Origin of the sequence: Paenibacillus glacialis (genome assembly GCF_001637205.1) — a bacterium.
GTDB lineage: Bacteria > Bacillota > Bacilli > Paenibacillales > Paenibacillaceae > Paenibacillus_AQ > Paenibacillus_AQ glacialis.
The window spans coordinates 18,718-37,563 of record NZ_LVJH01000074.1 but is presented as its reverse complement, the minus strand read 5'-3'; the positions used below and the strand labels follow the sequence as shown (position 1 = coordinate 37,563).

Below are 18,846 nucleotides of genomic sequence, written 5' to 3'. Positions count from 1 at the left end.
ATTTTCAGTGGCTATCCCAATTGTAATAGGTTTGTTTGTAAATTGCTATAGCGCTATTTTGGAGATATTGTGGAACATTAAAGGGTTGTATTACTTTCTTTTTAGTCCGTAAAAGGCTAAAATGAAGTATAGAGAAAAATGTGGATGGAGTTGAAGATAAACCTGTGCTATACAGAAATATTGCTAAGCCGTTATTATTTAAAATAGATGCAGAGAAGGCGCATCATCTAGTCGTTGGAGGATTACATACTGCGGGGTCCATACCAGGTGCAGCTAAAGCATTGCATAGTATATGGGGCGTAGAAGAAACTTCAGATTTGGCTGTTGATTTGTTCGGATTGCATTTCCCTACGCCAGTTGGCCTTGCAGCAGGCTTAGATAAGAACGCGGCAGCTGTAGATGGGTTCTCATCGATTGGGTTTGGATTTATGGAAGTAGGAACGGTCACACCTAAGGGACAACCTGGGAATGATCAACCACGTCTGTTCAGACTTCCATCAGATGAAGCACTCATCAATCGAATGGGCTTCAATAATGAAGGTGCGGAAGCTATGGCTAGGAGGCTTTCTGCAAGTCAAAGTCGACGAATTCCCGTGGCCATTAATATTGGGAAGAATAAAGTTACGCCAAACGAAGAAGCTTATATGGATTATCAGAAATGTATTCGTACCTTATACCCTTATGGTGATTTTTTTGTTGTAAACATTAGTTCACCGAATACACCGGACTTGCGTAATCTGCAATATGGTAGTGAACTATCTTCTCTTCTTGGCTTTATCATGGAAGAAATGAAGGAACAGTCCATTAAGCATGATGCTTCTAAGCATATATTGGTAAAAATTGCTCCAGATGTGAGTGATATAGAACTTGAGTCTATGATAGATGTTCTTGAATCAAGTGGCGTATCAGGAGTCATTGCGACGAATACAACCTTATCTCGTGAAGGATTGAATCATCCCAACGCCAAGGAAAGTGGAGGACTGAGTGGCATACCGCTACGCAATCGATCTACAGAAATTATATCTCGCATTTATAAACAGAGTCGTGGCCGCCTACCGATTATCGGTTCAGGGGGAATTTTTACTGGTAAGGATGCCTATGAGAAAATTAAGGCAGGGGCGAGTCTGGTTGAAATCTATACAGCCCTTATTTACGAAGGGCCGGATGTGAATCGGAAAATACATGCAGAGTTAAGAAAATGCCTACAGCAGGATGGATTCAATCATATATCAGAAGCGGTAGGTGTAGATCATAACTGAAGGTGAACAGACAGGAGGCTCGGTAGAATATGGGGATAGACAACAGGGATTGGAGCATGTTTTTGCTCCCATATGAACAGTCAGTAGAGGAACTTAAAGTTAAGTTTAAAACGATGCGTTCTGAATTGAAGAAGCGTGAAGAATATGCTCCCATTGAGTTTGTAACAGGTAGAGTCAAGAAAATATCTAGCATTCTCAATAAGGCAAAGCGCCTTAATGTTCCCATGGACCAACTTGAGAGTGGGATTGAGGATATTGCGGGAATTAGGATCATGTGCCAATTCGTTGAAGATATACGGCGAGTAGCTGAATATATTCGTAATCGCAAAGATCTGAAAGTATTGTATGAAAAAGATTATATTACGAATTATAAGGAAAGTGGTTATCGTAGCTTTCATATGATTATTGAATATCCAGTACAAACCGCTCTTGGACAGAAAATTGTTCTAGCCGAAATTCAAATTCGTACATTAGCGATGAACTTCTGGGCTACCATTGAACATTCCCTTAGTTATAAATACCGAGAGAGCTTACCTGATAATATTCGCAAACGATTGACGAAGGCAGGGGAGGCGGCATCTATACTGGATAATGAGATGTCGAGTATCCGTGAAGATATATTGGAAGCGCAGATGCAATTTGAGGAAGATTCCAATGTTACAACACAGGTTCTTTCACTTATCCACCAGTTGTATTTTTACCATCTGGTTAATGAAGCTATTGGGTTCCAAGACCGATTCAATGACATCTGGCGAAGACATGAGATGGATGAGATGAAGTTGTTATTGGATGAGGTGAAGCAACTGATTGCTTTAACAAAAAAGGGTCAGAACCCTGATGAAATATGAGGAATTATATCTCTCGTATCTCATTTATTTCAATCGAGACCAAGACTACTTCGAATGTCATGAGGTACTAGAAGAGCTGTGGCTTCATAATAATCGTGATCCACTATATAAAGGTCTTCTTCAGGTTGCTGTAGGGCTGTATCATTTCCGTAATAACAATATAATAGGTGGCAGGAAGATGTTGCATAGTGCTGCTGATCAATTGGAGAAGTACCCATCGCTCACACTTGGTATCGAGATGGGTTCATTAGTAAGTCAGGTCCGCCATTATGCCAAGGCATTAGAGGAATATGAGGAGTCTCCGTTTCCTTATTACGACCTAACCATTATTATCGTTGATCCAGAATTGCAACTTGCGGTAGAACGAGTCGAAAGAACAATTATACCTAATATTCCGCAGCGTCGAGGACCGGAGCCGCCGGATCGTCCACGGAATAGACAGACACATGTTGATAAATAACCGTTAGTGGACATTGTTGCCTGTGGTATATTGTATGAAACAACCCGCTATGGATTTCATAGCGGGTTGCTGACGTAATATGGAAGTTATGGTTTGAAATTAATCTTGTCTGAATTCGTCTTTTGATAAGAGAACGGTTAGACGAGGAGACATAGATATGAGGGAGGTGGGCATCACGATGAGTGGTGGAAGACGCACGACGCAAAGAATTGATAGAATTTTGGCCCATCTAGGCCATGGTTCACGAAATGATATCAAAATCATGGTGAAGCAGGGCTGTATTAAGGTAAATGGGATCATTGTGAAAGATAGAGGGTTGCACGTGGATCCCTACAACGATACTATTGAGCTAAATGGTGAGAGAATTGAATATAAGGAGTTTATCTATCTTATGTTGCACAAGCCTCCTGGAGTCGTGTCTGCTACGGAGGACAAGCGGGAAGCTACTGTACTAGATCTAATAGATCCTACGCATGCCGTGTTTGAACTCTTTCCTGTGGGAAGATTAGATAAAGACACAGAGGGCTTACTGTTGCTAACGAATGATGGGAAGCTTGCACATAGCCTGTTGTCTCCACGAAGACATGTACCCAAGACGTATGAAGCATTTGTGGATGGGGATGTTGGGCTGGATGATGTTAAGCAGTTTGTTGCTGGAGTTACACTTGATGACGGGTACAAGACGTTGCCAGGCGAGTTGGTAGTGCTAAGCCAAGAACATGGAGATCGGGTAATTTCAAAGATTTCACTTACGATTCATGAAGGTAAGTTTCATCAGGTGAAGCGGATGTTTGAAGCAGTAGGCAAAAAGGTGATCTATCTCAAACGAGTTCAGATGGGACAACTCCATCTTGATCCTACGCTAGAAATTGGGACATATCGAGAATTGACCCCAGAGGAGTTATCCTTGTTAGTTAAGGAATCATAATAGATAAATGTAGATAAATATAGAGATAGAAAAGGATGGATGGAGAAATGAAATACAAACTAATTGCACTGGATCTAGACGGGACACTTTTGAATGATGATCATGACATCAGTGAACAGACGATGGAGACTGTAAAGGCAGTATCTAAGCAAGGGGCAGAGATTATTGTATGTACGGGCCGAGGTCCGCAAAACTCAATTCCCTTTATGGAAAAAATGGGGTTGATGGGATATGTTATCAGCCATAATGGCGCAGCTACTGCAAAAGTTGAGACAAGAGAAATTATTCATCAATTCTCTATGGATCCGCTGTTGTTAACCCCTTATATTGAGTATTGCAGGGAGAAGGATATTCATTTTGATGTAAATACAGCGTTTGAAATGTTCGTTGAAAGTGTGGAGAATCTGAAGGTAGAGGTTCGTAATATGTATGAGAACTTTTTGACTTTACCTTTTAATTTGCCAGAATGGTCTGACTTAAAGGATCCTATCGTTAAATTTACGATGTTCGGTGAACCAGCACAATTAGATGAGGCGTATAAGGAATTTGGCACGTGGAACTCTGAACTTAATATGCTTCGTAGCGGAGAATATTTCATTGATCTCATGGATCAAGAAGCATCGAAAGGAAATGCGTTGAAACAGTTTGCAATAAAGCGAGGAATTCAGCAAGAAGAAATTCTAGCTATAGGAAATTATCATAACGACATTACGATGCTTACCTATGCAGGTAAAGGTATTGCTATGGATAATTCTCCAATAGAAGTTAAAGCAGCTGCTGATGAAATAACGCTAACAAATAATGAAGACGGAGTACATGTTGCGCTGCTTAAATATTGCCTTTCATAATAGAGAAATTGTAATCCTCGGGCAGAACTGCCAAAGTGCACTGAGGGACATGTAACAATAAAGTAAGACTACCTTATCTCCGTAAACAAGCGGGCTGGGGTAGTCTTATTTTGCGTGAACTATTTTCTGGATATGTTTGAAATCAGGGTTTGAGGGGCTCTTATAACTATTTAACTGGAGATTTCACCGGTAAATTAATCAGCAACAATCGGACAAGGTCACGCGCTTATTTATATTGACCTTTTTTTAAAAGTAAACAATAATAAATTAGTTAGGAAATATATGGAACAATGTGTAAAGGGAAACGCAGAAGTCCCTCCTGATAATTCATTTAGCTGATTACGAGAATGTCGACATGACGGAGTTTAATTGTCACATCTAATGAGAATTAACAAGGTGTAACTAGCATAGTAAAATAACATCAATCTTAGGAGTTGGATAAATGGTTAGTAATAGTGGGGCTAAGCCGATTGTTAACGATTCTAACGTAGATGTTGGGAACTTGTCAGACAGTGGTGAAAAGGCTAAACAAACATGGGGAGTGGGTAGTTTATCATCCGTTATCTCTATTTCAGGCTTATATGTTTGTACCATCCAAACAAAATCACTGTCTCAACTAGAAGCACTTTTTCAAGCATTTTCAAGTATAAAAAGTTTATTAGGAATAGGATTGATTGTCTTATCTTACATGTTATCTAAAAGTTATCCTAATCATAAATTTTCTGTAGTAGGAAAAAAAATTGCTATTTTTTTATTTTATGCTTATTTAATTATTATAATTTTTATAAGCGTTACATCATTAATTGATTTATTAATTTCATAATAGAAAAAGGCTATTGGAGTAATTTTCAATAGCCTTTTAATTATGAACCATGTTCCTGTTGTATCTGCCCCTATCTAGGCCACTCCCAAAATGTTTGCGTAGCAACAGTAAGGTGCATTCCACAAATCCTAATGCTCTCTTGCTATCGAGCAGAAATAAAAGTTCTGAAATCACGCAAATCGTATACCTAGAAAATTAGGTCGAAATAACAAACGACTTTCTTCTTACTGGAGGTTTTTTTGTCTTTCTTGTTAGAAATGTTCTCGGTCAGATGAATCATGATAGACCAGCGGTTTATACCTCTTTGTTGTCTCCCTCAAGTATTATCCATTTTTAAAATCAAGAAGAGGCTTGTTTGGGTTCTTTAGAAGAAGATGTATAAAAAGGACTGACCTTATTCTTACCCGTTGTCTTGGAGCGATACATGGCTTGATCTGCCTGTGATACCAATTCATCAGCCGTTACATTCTTTCTGAGACTACTATATCCAATGCTTATCGTTACGATGGTCTCGTGTTCTACACGTGAGCGCACATTCTCAGCTATCTGATTAACTTTAGCTCGTTTGTCTACGATTGCCGCTACGAGTTCTTCTCCTCCATATCGACCAGTCAGGCCAACGCCAGATACTTCTTCTTCTAGAATGGCAGATACCTGTTGAAGCACTTGGTCAGCCTTGCCATGCCCCTGCGTGTCATTCAACTTCTTGAAATTATCGATATCACAAAAGATAACAGAGATCTTTAGACCTTGATCCACATACCGGTTTACATTCTTCATGAAAAATCTACGGTTATAAAGGTTGGTTAAACCATCGGTAATAGAAGAACGATAGATGGATTGTAATTGCTCTACAATTCGTTCAAACAATATAAAAAAGATAACGGTGTAATACATCAGTGGAAGAAATAATCGCACGGAATTGAAAGTGGTACCACAATCGTCGGTATATCGATAAATAAGGTTCATCACAGCCCAGATTAGAATAATTAGAATGCCCAAATTATATTTATATCGTTGACCAATACGTGGAGATATCATGCAGAAACCTAAGATAGCAATTAGCCCTTGATAAAGACTGAGATAGAGCATCTGCCCTGAGTTTATATGAAATAGTGATAGGCCTGGAGAAAAGATAGGAAGAAGAAATAGTAACAACATCAATCCAAGAATGACATTGGTCTTCTTGTTCATTTTTCTATACAGAAGATAGACGGAGACATTTAAAATGAGAAAGGAGAAGACTTGCATTCTTGCAGGCCAAATGGAATATTCGGGTTTTTCGTGTGAAAGGTAAAAATGGATGTTCATCCCTTCATATGTCATAATAAAGAGAAAGGCAAGCACCATATAAAGGTACGCTTTCTTGCGTTGTTTGCTATACATAATGAGACACATTACCGTCATAATGAGTACTATGTATAGACCGATTGATGCGGCGATCCCTGGAAGGATAGGGGAGGACCATGGTGAAGATGACATCATTATTCCTCGTTCCTGAAGTGGAGTTTTGTACAGCTAATATGTATAGAGATGATGCAACTTTTTCTATGTATTGAAATTTGAAACATATGTTCTAAATATACCATATATCCTCAGATTATGAATAGTTAAGGCATGATAGAAAGAGGGAAACTCAATGAGATTACTACAAGCACTTTTTTTTCCACCTGAACAGCCGGGTGGTGTTTCTTCCATGATTCCTTATATGCAGGATCGTTTCAGCTCTTCACGTTGGGAGATGGAAATGTTCTGGCTTCCTAGAAGACTTCGCAATAAAGGGCGGGAGGATATTGTTTTTGATACGTTCGACTGGACTCAATATGCACAGAGTGATATTGTACAGAAATATATTCAGACTTATCGAGATTATATCTGGTGGACTCGCATGCGTATTCAACAGCCACATGATCTCATTCATGCGCATCATCCGATTGCTGGACTTGCATTAAAGCATGTGTTCCCGAATGTTCCACTCATCCAAACCATTCACTCAAGTTATGAGCGAGAGCTTGTTCTCAATGAGCGTATTGAAGAAAATGGACTAGAGCATCAGTTTCTAGTGTCCCTATATCGAGAATTAGAATTGAAAAGTGAACGATTAATAACGGTATCTCAGTCTTTTGCGGGATACATTTCATCTTTTGTGGATCACCCTGAACTTATTAACGTCATTCCAAATGGATTTGATGAGAAGCGGTTCAAGCCGGTTCCTCATGAGAATGAGGTGCCCCAGCTCGTATGCGTCTGTCGTCTAGTTCCGGCTAAAGGATTAGACATTCTATTTAAGGCCTGTGCTGAACTTAAAAAACGAGGCCATGATTATGTGCTGCATATTATCGGTGATGGACCATTCCGTGAGGAATTGGAAGCGCTGGCTCAGGAATTAGGTATTTATAATGAAACGATATTTTATGGGTACACACTACATCCGGAAGAATTCGTTCCATTCTTTGATATATTCGTATTGCCATCAAGAGCGGAGGCATTCGGATCGGTATTTGCAGAAGCGGCTCTAAGTTGCCTTGCGCTTGTTGGAAGCGATGTAGGGGGAATTTCTGAACAAATAGAAGACGGAGTTAATGGATTACTAGTTCCTGTAGAAGATTATGTTGCACTCAGTGAAGCACTTGAGAAAGTCATTAGTGATCCATCCTATCGATATGAATTAGCACGGTCTGCATGGGAGAAAGCAAAGAGCCATTATTCATTAACTCATGTGGTCAACGAACTCAAAAAAATGTATTTACAATTCGACTCAAGAAAGAGTGAGGAATAATGACTCCTTTTCGCTTCATTCATACCGCTGATCTTCATCTAGACAGCAAATTTGCTGGAATGAAAGGGTTGTCGGAATCTGTACGCCAGCATTTAAGAGAATCAACCTTCTCGGCGTTACGTCATTTGATGACGCTTGCGGTAGCTGAACAAGTGGACTTTATTCTGATCAGTGGCGATATATATGATGCAGCGGATAGTTCGTTGAGAGCTCATCTGTCATTGCAAGCCGCATTCGAAGAATTAGGAACTCACGGAATTCACGTGTATATTATCCACGGAAATCATGATCCCTTAGATGGTCCTCGGCTTCAAATACAGAATGCAGAGCATGTACATGTGTTCGGAGCTGAGGTTGAGAGCTATATCGCTAGACGTCGGGGGGATCAGCAAGAGGTTGCCGTCATAAGTGGAATCTCTTATCCTACGTCCAAGGTTACGGAGAATACGGCAATGAAGTTTCTTAGAGACCCAGATTCGAGCTTGTTTCATATTGCGATTCATCATGCCAATGTGGATGGAGACCCCGCGCATGAGACCTATTCTCCTTGCACTCGCAAAGAGTTAGAAGCATCGGGTTATGATTATTGGGCGTTAGGACATATTCATCAACGTCGCGTAATTCAGGAATATCCGCATATTGTTTATGCAGGTAACATTCAAGGAAGAAGTGTGAAGGAGACTGGGCCTAAGGGATGTTATGTCGTGGAAGTATTAGAAGATGCTTCGCTACATATGACCTTTCATGAATTGGACAGTGTACGTTGGTTTCGTGAAGAGATATCGATTGAAGGTATTCATAATGAGGATGAATGGATAATTCGAGTTGAGGATCATGTCGATACAATTCGACGACTTCGCCCAGGCCAAATGAGTATCGTTCGATGGATTATCACAGGTCGTAGTTCGTTACATCGTGCGCTAGAAGGTGGACATATAGCAGACGAGCTAGAACAGGAGCTACGACGTAGAGAAATAGAGAGAGCAGAGAATGGGCACTTCGGAGGATTGGTGTGGACTGAAAGTATTTCTCTTCAATCGGGGATTGAAATTGATCGGGCTGACATGATGCGTGAAGACAGTTTCTTAGGTGAAATGATGCGTCTTGAGTCTCAAGCAGAGCAAGACGGAGAGTTCGGAAATGAACTAATAGAGACAGCAATGACTCAACTCATGAGTAATAGAGAAATCAGACGAATGATTAGCGAGTCTAGCGAACAAGAAAGACAGGAGTGGCTATACCGTGCTGGAGAGCTTGGCGCAGTGTTACTGCTCGAAAGGGCTGCTGATGGGGGCAGAAAGTGATGAGAATTGAACGGCTTCAGATTCATGGATTTGGACGCATGAAGGAACAGGATATTACGATAAAGTCAGGAATTACGGTATTTATGGGACCTAACGAAGCGGGGAAAAGCACGCTTATGCAATTTGTTAGAGCGATGCTCTTTGGAATTCCTAGTCGTACATATCCTACGGAAAGATATGAGCCACTCGCCGGTGGAGTTCATGGTGGCATATTGAAGTTGATTGATGAAGATGGGGCGAAATGGACTATTTCACGGTATGCAACATCTGGAGAAGTAGGGAGCGGATCAGGAAACCGATTGGAGAAACTTAAGATTGTCAAAATGGATGAACATGGACAAGTCCGTGACTGTACTCAACAGGATATGGAACGTGAGCTTCTAGGGGGTATGTCCCGGGAAATATTCAATCAGCTATTTGCGATTTCTCTAAGTGAATTACAGGAAATACGTACACTGCAATCCGATGAAATGAGTAGCTACTTATTCCATGCAGGAATTGGCGGAGGAGGCGAGATTATTCAGGCGGAGCGAAAGCTTGGTCAGGATATGGAGAAACTCTATAAGCCAAAAGGTCGTGTTCAAGAAATAGCGAAAGTGCTGCAATCAATGGAGCAACTTGACAGAGAAATAACGGAAAGTCGAGGATTCCTTCAACAATATAACGTGAATGCTCTAACTCTGAATCAAACGGTTGAGTTACTACATCAACAGGAGCATATGCGTCACATCCAATCGGCGCAGCTACAACTTCTACGAAAGGCTAAGGAAATTAGACCGATGTGGTTGAAGTGGAGCGAGGCGATGTTGGAACAGTCCGCTCTTCCGATAGTCGCAACATTTCCGGCGGACGGATTGCGAAGATGGGAGTCACTTCAAGGAGAAGAGGATGCAGCCTCACTAAGACATACTCAACTGTTCCGGAGTAAAGAAGAACTACATACACAATTGGATAACCTGCCTTATGATAAGCAACTTGAGGAACAAGGTGCTGTTATAGAGCGTCTAAGCAATCGTCGAGAATCTTATGAAGTTAGAAAAAGAGATTGGCAAGAGGCTGAAGCTGAAGCGCAAGCATTGGATACGCGGTTAACTCATATTTTGCGTCAGATTAATCCGGGTTGGACAAGGTCTGAACTTCAGAAATTCTCTACTTCAGTGGGTGAACGTGAATCGGTCCGACGATATGCCGTGGGGTTCGCGGCTTATGATCGTAGAATAGAAAGTCTCGCGCAAGAGACACATCAACTACGGAGACAAATGGATATAGCAGAAGACAATTACCGTAATGCTCAACAGGCAACTAAGGAAGAGACAGAGATTGGACGGAGCCGATTTGCTATGATGGTCCCTCATAGTCCACAAGAAATGGCTACGCTCTGGAATGAACTTCAGGGAGCTGTGGAACGGTGGCGTGAGAATCGAATACTAAGGTTGTCGGCTAAAGGACAAGTAGATAGTGAAATAGCTGTACAACGACGGATGAAGAAGTTATACCTTAATCTTCTGTGGGGAAGCGGAATCTTAACGATTGTCATTCCAATTCTATTATTGTGGAGTATGGGATCCGTTAAGGCGGCAGTTTCTCTTGGCTCTCTATTATTGCTGGTAGATGTCATTCTATTGTGGAATGGGGTTATGAAGTTCCCACGACAGCATGTTAAGCGCTCTGAATTAAATCTTGCTTCGGATGAAAGAAATGAGCTCGAACGTATCACTAAGATTATGTCTTTGCTCATTTCAGATCCTTTGGATGCAGCTGGAAATGAGGGGTATAAGAAGAATCCTGTAGATGCGGGTGAGTTGGAATCCAGTGTGCGTGAGTTGCGTAAAATGATGGATGTATGGCAACTATGGCAGCAAAAATTGGATAAATTGTATGCTGAACAGAAAGCCTGTCAAGAACGTGAACATGTCTTGTCTCGTGAACTTATGCGAGTTGGAGAGAGTATGGCTAAGGAAGAAAGTACTTTTGAAGATCTTGAGAAAAGTTGGGAGAGCTGGTTACTGGAACGTGAGTTACATGAACATCTCTCACCGGAAGCCGTGCTCGATATGTTTGGGCTTGCAGAGCAAGGTTTAGAGAATATAGACAACCTTGATAAACTGCGTCGGAAAGAGCGTCTGATGTATCAGGAATGTCATGACTATGAATTAGAATGTTTAAGTCTATTGTCGGAGGAAACAGATCGTAAGGACTTATCTTCGGTGGCGTGGATCGAGCTGAAGAAGAAGGAATGGGTCGAGTATCAGGAAACAGCCCGTAAACGAAATATAGTGCTTTCTAGAATAGATTCAATCGAAGAAGAGGCAAAGCTTGTTACGGATGAGTTAGAACGAATCTCCATTCTCATGCAAGAACTGATGACGGAGGGAGAGGCGGATAGTGGTGAGGATTTCTTGCGATACGGAGGAATATACAATCGTCGCGAACAATTATCGGCTGAAATTCGTCAGTTAGGGATTATCATGTTTAGTGGCTCAGATGATCGACGTAAAGAAGACATTCTGAATATGTTGAATACGCAGGATGAATCGGAACTAGAAATTGCATGTCATAACTGTGAGTTGAAGATGAATGAGGTTGAAGCTCGTTGGAATGAATTACAGCAACAGCATGGAAGGTTATTACAGGAGAAAGATCAATTAGAGTTATTATGTCTTCATGATACTGCACTCCAGCAACTGGAAGAGCAAAAAGCGGTGCTGAAAGAACTGACTGCGAATTATGCTGTGATGTCTATTTGTGCAGAACTCATCTCCAGAACTCGGCGTATCTATGAAGAAGAGAAGCAACCGGAAGTTTTGAAGATGGCTTCTATTTATTTCGAACGATTAACAAAAGGGGCCTATACCCGAATTGTTATGAAATTAGGTGCGAAGGAACTTCTTGCTGAACATCGTAATTTAGGTCTGATCGATAGTGGTAAATTAAGTCGGGGCACAGCTGAACAAATGTATCTAGCTATGCGATTTGCTCTTGCAAGTACGATGAACACTAAGACAGCGGTTCCGTTGCTCTTTGACGATATCTTCGTCAATTTCGATGAGGAGAGAATGATTGCTGCATTATCTCTACTTCAGGAGATCTCTTCAACTCGTCAGATTATTATGATGACTTGTCATCCCTTTGTGGTCAAGCACATTCGTAGCATTGATCCAACCGTAAATGTTATCTCTTTACAGCCATCAGTTTGACGACCCATAATAAACTAAGGAAACCGAACAGTGGATATAGGATAGATAATAAATTACTGAATCCAAATTGGCTGAATAGAAAACATAACATCATGACGGCAATAGCGATCAATTTAGGTGAAACATGTAAATGTTGTTGTAGCTGTAAGGTGACTCCGTATACGTCTGCAACAAATGTCGTAAATATCTCTAAGAAAATGAGTAATACGTAGATCATTTGTACGATAACGCCCAATTCAAAGGCGATGCTACCCATTGGAATTTCATATTGCATGATTCCGGGCATTTGAGCTGCCATCGCGAAATGAGCGGCCATTAACATAAAACCGACACCGAGTCCACCTAGTATGCCACCCCATTTAATGGCTGAGATACTCTCTGTATGGCTACCAAGTGGGACGAGTACAGCTTGAGCCATAACGAGATTGAACGCAGTATATAGAATGGGTGATAACCATGCCATGGTTAGAGTACGATCTGTAGCTAAAGTTAAAAATCGATCGGCATTAGGCATTTGCCATGTATTGGAGATAATGAGAAGTGAGAGAGTCAACATCATGGGCACAACAATACTGTTCATGTACATAATGGAATTCATTCCTCGATTGAGTAGAAAGTACGAGGCAATAACGGTTAGGATGAGACCTGTCTGGTAATGTAAATTGAGGTGTTGGACAAATACAGAACCGGCTCCCGCTAGCATGATGCTATTTACTCCGATAAGGATGAATAGCATGATAATGCTGATGTAGCCCCCTGATTTAGGTCCAAAAAGATGTTTGTTAAGATCCTCATATGATTTGGCACGAATTTTGCGTGAGATAATCATCATTTTCGTACCTAACCAAATAAAGAGGATGGTAGATAGGAGTATTGTCAGCGTAGCCCATTTGCCATATTGGGTGAAGAACTGGAGAATTTCCTGACCAGTGGCAAATCCTGCGCCAACAACAGTACCTATGTAAGTGAATGCAATTTGCATAATCCGGACTGCGTTTTTCATCCTTTTCCTCCTTGAACGTATACTCGCATTAGTACAAGGTATGTTGGATAAGAGAAGGACATGACTGTAACATGTCCAAATTACTTGATGTATGTGCTTGAAATATGGTACTTTAACGTCAAAGGATTGGCTTAGGAGGGCAAATAATATGATGGAATTACTAAAACAACGAATTATAGAAGAAGGCGTTATCTTATCTGATCAGGTGTTGAAGTTAGATGGGTTATTGAATCACCAGGTGGATCCACAACTCACGATGGAGATGGGACGTGAGTTTGCAGCTAGATTTAAGGAATCCGGTATAACGCGAGTGCTTACGGTAGAATCTTCAGGGATTGCCGTCGCTTTTGCTACTGCGTATGAACTGGGAGTACCTCTCGTATTTGCACGCCGCAAAAAAACATTACTTGCTGAAGAAGATGCATACTGTGAACGCGTTCCCTCTTTTACAAAGGGAATTGTGACAGACATCATGTTATCACGTCAGTATTTGAAAAGTGAAGATCGTGTCCTATTTATCGATGATATTATTGCTAATGGAGATGCGGCTAGGGGGTTGATCAAGATTATTGAACGCTCTGGAGCTGAATTAGTAGGACTCGGAATCGTGATCGAGAAATGCTTTCAAGCAGGTGCAAGAACAATACGTGAACAAGGCATTACTCTAGAATCACTTGTAAAGATTGAATCGCTTACAAATGGTACCATAACCTTTGGTGAATAGTTGGGCAATGCTTAGCCCAATTTCAGACAATGACTTTCCAGCATGTTGTTTATGATTTATAATATAAAGTATAAGAAGGAGAGAGGAGGCAACACAATGGGGAAAGAACCGGTATCAGAACAATTCTTTATTGATAAGTTGGCCGCATCGAAGGATCATTTCGAACGTGCATTAGATTGTAAGCACACAGAGTTTGATGATCTATATCCCTATATGCTTGAACACCCTCAATTTTTTTGGTACAAACGTTATGTCGCTTGGTCGGAGTTATTGACCATTGTGAGCTTATGTGAGGAACTCACCTTCTCGTGGAAGGAATTGTTCACCCCTAAACAAGTGGCTTATCTGAATAGTCGAGTGATGTCAGCTAAAGTGTTAGATTTCTGGTTCGAGAAGAACGATAGTAAAGAACACGCACAACGTTAGTCATGGATAATAATCTACTTTTTTCTTCATTATAGAGATCTAACGATATGGCCTAAATGTAACTGTTTAGGTCCTTTTTTTAAAATATAAGGAAGTATTAGTTTCACTTGATACTCTACTTCTTATATTTCCGAAGAGACGGATACCCGCCCTTAAGGGACGAGGTAGCCGTTTCTTCTTGTGAGACACATGCCAAGGGGAGTGCTGCAAGAAATGATTAGTGATGAGCAATTGAATGCGTTCCGTGTAGGTGGAGAGAAGGTTCGAGTCGTACGTGATTCCATTGCGAGTAATGATATCAGAGGAATTGTGGTTGCATGGGATGCAGAACAGGTACTGATTCGACGCCCTAATCGTAATGTGGTTAAGCTAGATCGAAATTACTTCTATCAATTATCAAGTGAGCCACGTCCTGAGCTATTCGAATAATGGACGAGCATATTATTAGATATCAGTTGGGATTTTAATATCTTGAGATTGAGTAAATAGATACAGGAGCCGTCCGAATTTGGGCGGTTCTTTTTTGATTGTATAATGACAAGTTTTCTTATCATGTTCAAGGATTCAACATGGAACCAAGAGAAAAGAAGCCTTATAACTCAAGGCTTCTTTGTCTTGCACGGCATGATGCGGCCAAGAGGACTCGAACCTCCACGGTTGTTACACCACTAGAACCTGAATCTAGCGCGTCTGCCAATTCCGCCATGACCGCAAATTTAGAAAACCAATGCTTTGTAAGGAAAATAATAACATGTGTATGGAAGTGCAGTCAATATTTCTCAGGAGTAAGAATTCCCTTTTTTGTATAAACGGATATTAACAATTCACCAGTTGAGAGTACTAGATTCACATATTTCTATTCATGAGTTAATATGGATGAATGAAGGGTAGAGGATGATAGAAAGAAATGAAGTTTAGAGAGGAGAGAACAGAACAGTATGTCGATAATCTTGTTAATCGCAATTCTGGGTGCAATCGTGTTTAAATTTAATAAAAAACCAATTTCAAAGATAATTTCTAAGGATAATAAAGTAGTTCAACTACTACAAAATGCGAAGTGGTATCAAAATCCTTGGGCAGGCGGAGTGTTCTTGTTTCTGGTTAATGCGGTTCTATTTACTTTTACGATATTTGGACTTTACTTAGCAATATATTTTTCAAAATCGTTCGTTCTTTTGATTGTGATATTGTTGGGTGTAATCGGAAGTATCTATTCATGGTTAATACTTAATAATGCATGGCAAGGTACTAAACGTAATCGGATGAAGATGGGGTTGGTTGGGAGTAGTTTTTATGCTTTGTTGACGCTTGTGGTAGTGTATTTGTGGGCAACACTTAAACCTGCCTATTCAGGTGAAGACACTTTTATGAGCGGTATGGGCTTTGTTTTCGGAATATTCCTTACAATAATTGCATTTAGTACATGTCTTGTCGTTACAAATTACTCGAAGCAGCAAGAAGCCAACTAGTAAGTGAGTGGTGGAAATTACGTTTAAGGAGTATTACATATCTAGCTGGTTAGTTAGTACATAATAAGGGGAGTACTACTATAGAATTCTCAGGGACAATGCGGATTTGTAGGATGTAGGATATTGGTTTTATTGAAATAGTGGGTTCAAGTTCTCTCACGTTGTGCTCTCCATTTTTCCAAGGGTTAACGGAGAGGGTAAGCGGTCGCGGCGGAATTGCTAGACGCGCTAGATTCAGGTTCTAGTGGTGTAACAACGGAGGAGGTTCGAGTCCTCTTGGATGCACTTTTCCTAACAATCAGTAGGGTCTGAATGGCTTCATTAGCCAATTTCAGTTCCTATTTTTTTGTTCAAGAGGTTTAGAGTATTACTCATCACTTGTGCGACGGGATAGATGTTGGCCGTAGTGCAAAGCAAGGGCAGGATTTACAATAATTGTTACGATACTGCTGTTGCTTCTTACTTATCAAGCAGTTAATAATCATCAGGTTGTTTGACTGGTGAAATCTATTGAAGGGTTTAAGGGAGAAGAATCGAATTAGTCATAATCTACTATTACTATAAGTCCAGGAGAATAGATATGAACCGACTAAGAAAAATCCTTATTATCGAAGATGAACAAGATATTGCACGAATTATTAAGGACTACATTAACAAGAACGGATACGAGGCTACCATTGCTAACAATGGTAAAGATGCCTTGCAGTTGATTGGAATTTTAAATCCGGAGTTCGTTATTCTGGATATAATGCTTCCTGATATTGATGGCATCGAACTCTGTCGTCAAATTCGTGAGAAGAATAATGTTCCTATTCTAATTCTTAGTGCCCGAGGTAGCGATACCGATAAAGTGCTTGGACTTGGATTTGGTGCGGATGATTATATGACGAAGCCATTCTCATTAAGTGAATTACTGGCAAGAATTAAATCTAATTTACGAAGAGTTGAGAGCATGATAATTCCACCTCCAAAGCAATCGGAGAATGAGGATATTCTACATTTTGGAAAGATCACCATTGATAAAAAGGGATACAAAGTAACGAAGGCTGGTAGCGAAATTTCACTATCTGCGAAAGAAATAGAGTTGCTATTTTTTCTATCCAAGCATAGAAACCAAGTATTCACAAAAAGTCAGCTATTAGACGCTGTATGGGGCTACACTGCGTATGGAGATGAAAGTACGATAACTGTGTATATTCGAAGAATACGAGAGAAGTTGGAAGTTGATGCATCCAACCCTGAGTACATTAAGACCGTATGGGGGATTGGATACAAATTTAGCTTCGCTGAATGACACGTAAGATTGGAGATACATATGTATTTGACTGATTGGATTCGCAAATGGTTTAAAGTCGTTCTTATTTGTCTACTCTTAATTATCGGTTGTGGGGCAGGGTTGCTCTGGGATAACTATAAAAGTGAGTCCCAGGATAATTCTCGATATGTCATTAATCAGGTACGACTTCAAGTGAATGATATGATGCTATATCTAGAACAAAATAATCAGAATATTTATGATGATTCCAAGTTGCAAGACACGCTCCAAGCGATGTCTCAAGATCACCAAGTAAGCGTAATATTTGCCCTACTAGATGGCAGTGTTATGTTTAATTCCTCACCCAACCCAACCATTCAACACATCGATTTAAAGACGTCGCTTCACTATGATTTATATCATGCAAGAGTAGAGAAGGATACCTATAGCATCGCTTTTCCGGTGGTGGACGAGGCAACACAAGTTCAAGTTGGAAATGCTATATTTGCTATGTCTGCAAGTAGGGTCATTCCTGAGAAATCCTACGCTACACCTCTATTCCTATTTACTATGATCACTTCGTTGCTACTTCTCCTAAGCCTGTTGATGTTTCTTCTTAAGAACAAAGTCAAAAGAGATATCATCCAACCCATTCATCACTTAAAAGATTACTCAGAAGCTATTCTGAAAGGAAACTATGAGCAACGAGCCACATACGAAATCATGGACGAGATCGGTGAGGTCTATGCTGTGTTTGATCAAATGAGACTGGAAATTATGCATCTTAACCTTCGGAGAGATGAACAAGAGAAAGCACAAAAAGAACTGATTACTAATATTTCGCATGAAATCAAGACGCCTCTGACAACGCTGAAGGCTTATATTGAAGCTATACGTGAGGGGGTCTGTCCAGATATGGCATCGGTTATGGAATATGTTGAGGTCATGCATAACAATGCGGATACGATGACGAGATTGACGGAGGATCTATTGCTGCATGCATTACAAGAACTAGGGCAGATCTCAGTGATGCTTACCGAGCAATACAGTAGGGATATGTTACTTCGAATTATCCAACCAATGGGTCATTATGTTCGCACAACAGGAGTTATTTTCATAGCACCGCCGGACATCCCTAATGTGCTCATTCGCGCGGATGCCAACCGTTTGGAACAGGTCTTATCTAATCTCATTGCTAATGCTTTGAAACATACATCTGCGGGAGATTCCATTACTGTGAATATAGAGCTTTCTCTGGGTCAGCTGAAAATAACGATAGCGGATACAGGCAAAGGGATCCTTCTACAGGATATGCCTTTTGTCTTTGACCGTTATTTCAAAGGGAAGTTGAATGCCAATTCTAGGAATGAAGGAACAGGATTAGGTCTCTCCATTTGTAAACATATTGTTGAAGCTCATCAAGGGACTATTTCTTTCAAAAGTGTGCATGGTCAAGGAACGGTATTTCATTGTTGGATTCCGTTATGCTAGGTTGTGGTTGTAATATTTCATTAATATTTAGA

17 protein-coding genes and 2 tRNA genes are annotated in these 18,846 nt (G+C 40.5%); 16 read left to right on the top strand and 3 right to left on the bottom strand.

Going from position 1 to position 18,846, the window contains the following annotated elements:
• The first annotated feature begins 164 nt into the window (after positions 1–164).
• The 6 genes from PGLA_RS25505 (at position 165) to PGLA_RS25480 (ending at position 5,166) form a co-directional block, all read left to right on the top strand.
• Positions 165–1,259: a quinone-dependent dihydroorotate dehydrogenase gene (locus PGLA_RS25505; protein ID WP_068538184.1), complete on the top strand. Its 1,095-nt coding sequence runs from the start codon at positions 165–167 to the stop codon at positions 1,257–1,259.
• A gap of 35 nt (positions 1,260–1,294) precedes the next feature.
• On the top strand, positions 1,295–2,107 hold the full coding sequence (gene yjbM, locus PGLA_RS25500) for a GTP diphosphokinase (protein WP_068538183.1): 813 nt from the start codon (positions 1,295–1,297) through the stop codon (positions 2,105–2,107).
• Positions 2,097–2,567, top strand: a complete 471-nt coding sequence (locus tag PGLA_RS25495) for a DUF309 domain-containing protein (protein WP_068538019.1) — start codon at positions 2,097–2,099, stop codon at positions 2,565–2,567. The genes yjbM and PGLA_RS25495 overlap by 11 nt, the downstream gene beginning before the upstream one ends.
• Before the next feature lie 178 nt (positions 2,568–2,745).
• Positions 2,746–3,495: a pseudouridine synthase gene (locus PGLA_RS25490; RefSeq protein WP_068538182.1), complete on the top strand. Its 750-nt coding sequence runs from the start codon at positions 2,746–2,748 to the stop codon at positions 3,493–3,495.
• Positions 3,496–3,542: 47 nt separating this feature from the next.
• The gene (locus PGLA_RS25485; RefSeq protein WP_068538181.1) at positions 3,543–4,343 is read left to right on the top strand and encodes a Cof-type HAD-IIB family hydrolase; all 801 of its coding nucleotides are present in this window, start codon (positions 3,543–3,545) and stop codon (positions 4,341–4,343) included.
• Positions 4,344–4,785: 442 nt separating this feature from the next.
• Positions 4,786–5,166: a hypothetical protein gene (locus tag PGLA_RS25480; RefSeq protein ID WP_068538018.1), complete on the top strand. Its 381-nt coding sequence runs from the start codon at positions 4,786–4,788 to the stop codon at positions 5,164–5,166.
• 339 nt (positions 5,167–5,505) lie between these two features.
• Here PGLA_RS25480 and PGLA_RS25475 read toward each other — a convergent pair whose 3' ends face one another.
• Positions 5,506–6,651, bottom strand: a complete 1,146-nt coding sequence (locus PGLA_RS25475) for a diguanylate cyclase (protein ID WP_068538017.1) — start codon at positions 6,649–6,651, stop codon at positions 5,506–5,508.
• Positions 6,652–6,805: 154 nt separating this feature from the next.
• Between PGLA_RS25475 and PGLA_RS25470 the strand changes: the two genes are divergently transcribed.
• Genes PGLA_RS25470 through PGLA_RS25460 form a run of 3 tightly spaced genes read left to right on the top strand, consistent with a single transcriptional unit; the run spans position 6,806 to position 12,446 of the window.
• A complete protein-coding gene (locus PGLA_RS25470) occupies positions 6,806–7,945 on the top strand; it encodes a glycosyltransferase family 4 protein (RefSeq protein ID WP_068538016.1) in 1,140 nt (379 codons plus the stop codon).
• On the top strand, positions 7,945–9,249 hold the full coding sequence (locus PGLA_RS25465) for a metallophosphoesterase family protein (RefSeq protein WP_068538015.1): 1,305 nt from the start codon (positions 7,945–7,947) through the stop codon (positions 9,247–9,249). The genes PGLA_RS25470 and PGLA_RS25465 overlap by 1 nt, the downstream gene beginning before the upstream one ends.
• Positions 9,249–12,446 (top strand): AAA family ATPase, encoded by a 3,198-nt coding sequence (locus tag PGLA_RS25460; RefSeq protein WP_068538014.1) that lies wholly within the window; start codon positions 9,249–9,251, stop codon positions 12,444–12,446. The genes PGLA_RS25465 and PGLA_RS25460 overlap by 1 nt, the downstream gene beginning before the upstream one ends.
• Here PGLA_RS25460 and PGLA_RS25455 read toward each other — a convergent pair.
• Complete coding sequence (locus PGLA_RS25455) at positions 12,421–13,449, bottom strand: YkvI family membrane protein (protein WP_068538013.1); 1,029 nt, start codon at positions 13,447–13,449, stop codon at positions 12,421–12,423. The genes PGLA_RS25460 and PGLA_RS25455 overlap by 26 nt on opposite strands.
• A gap of 151 nt (positions 13,450–13,600) precedes the next feature.
• Here PGLA_RS25455 and PGLA_RS25450 point away from each other — a divergent pair, with 151 nt between their 5' ends.
• The 3 genes from PGLA_RS25450 to PGLA_RS25440 all read left to right on the top strand — a co-directional run bounded on the left by PGLA_RS25450 (position 13,601) and on the right by PGLA_RS25440 (position 15,028).
• Positions 13,601–14,173 (top strand): xanthine phosphoribosyltransferase, encoded by a 573-nt coding sequence (locus PGLA_RS25450; RefSeq protein WP_068538180.1) that lies wholly within the window; start codon positions 13,601–13,603, stop codon positions 14,171–14,173.
• Positions 14,174–14,269: 96 nt separating this feature from the next.
• Positions 14,270–14,599 (top strand): hypothetical protein, encoded by a 330-nt coding sequence (locus PGLA_RS25445; RefSeq protein ID WP_068538012.1) that lies wholly within the window; start codon positions 14,270–14,272, stop codon positions 14,597–14,599.
• Positions 14,600–14,812: 213 nt separating this feature from the next.
• Positions 14,813–15,028: a hypothetical protein gene (locus PGLA_RS25440; protein ID WP_068538011.1), complete on the top strand. Its 216-nt coding sequence runs from the start codon at positions 14,813–14,815 to the stop codon at positions 15,026–15,028.
• A 199-nt stretch (positions 15,029–15,227) separates the two neighbouring features.
• On the opposite strand, the gene PGLA_RS25435 is transcribed toward PGLA_RS25440, so the two are convergent.
• A tRNA-Leu gene (locus PGLA_RS25435) sits at positions 15,228–15,311 on the bottom strand.
• A gap of 226 nt (positions 15,312–15,537) precedes the next feature.
• Between PGLA_RS25435 and PGLA_RS25430 the strand changes: the two genes are divergently transcribed.
• The 4 genes from PGLA_RS25430 (at position 15,538) to PGLA_RS25415 (ending at position 18,814) form a co-directional block, all read left to right on the top strand.
• Positions 15,538–16,068, top strand: coding sequence for a hypothetical protein (locus PGLA_RS25430; protein ID WP_068538010.1), 531 nt, complete (start codon positions 15,538–15,540; stop codon positions 16,066–16,068).
• A gap of 207 nt (positions 16,069–16,275) precedes the next feature.
• Positions 16,276–16,353, top strand: a tRNA-Leu gene (locus PGLA_RS25425).
• A 295-nt stretch (positions 16,354–16,648) separates the two neighbouring features.
• Positions 16,649–17,362: a response regulator transcription factor gene (locus PGLA_RS25420; RefSeq protein WP_068538009.1), complete on the top strand. Its 714-nt coding sequence runs from the start codon at positions 16,649–16,651 to the stop codon at positions 17,360–17,362.
• Between the two features lie 27 nt (positions 17,363–17,389).
• Positions 17,390–18,814, top strand: coding sequence for a sensor histidine kinase (locus PGLA_RS25415; RefSeq protein WP_245700352.1), 1,425 nt, complete (start codon positions 17,390–17,392; stop codon positions 18,812–18,814).
• The last annotated feature ends 32 nt before the right edge of the window (positions 18,815–18,846 follow it).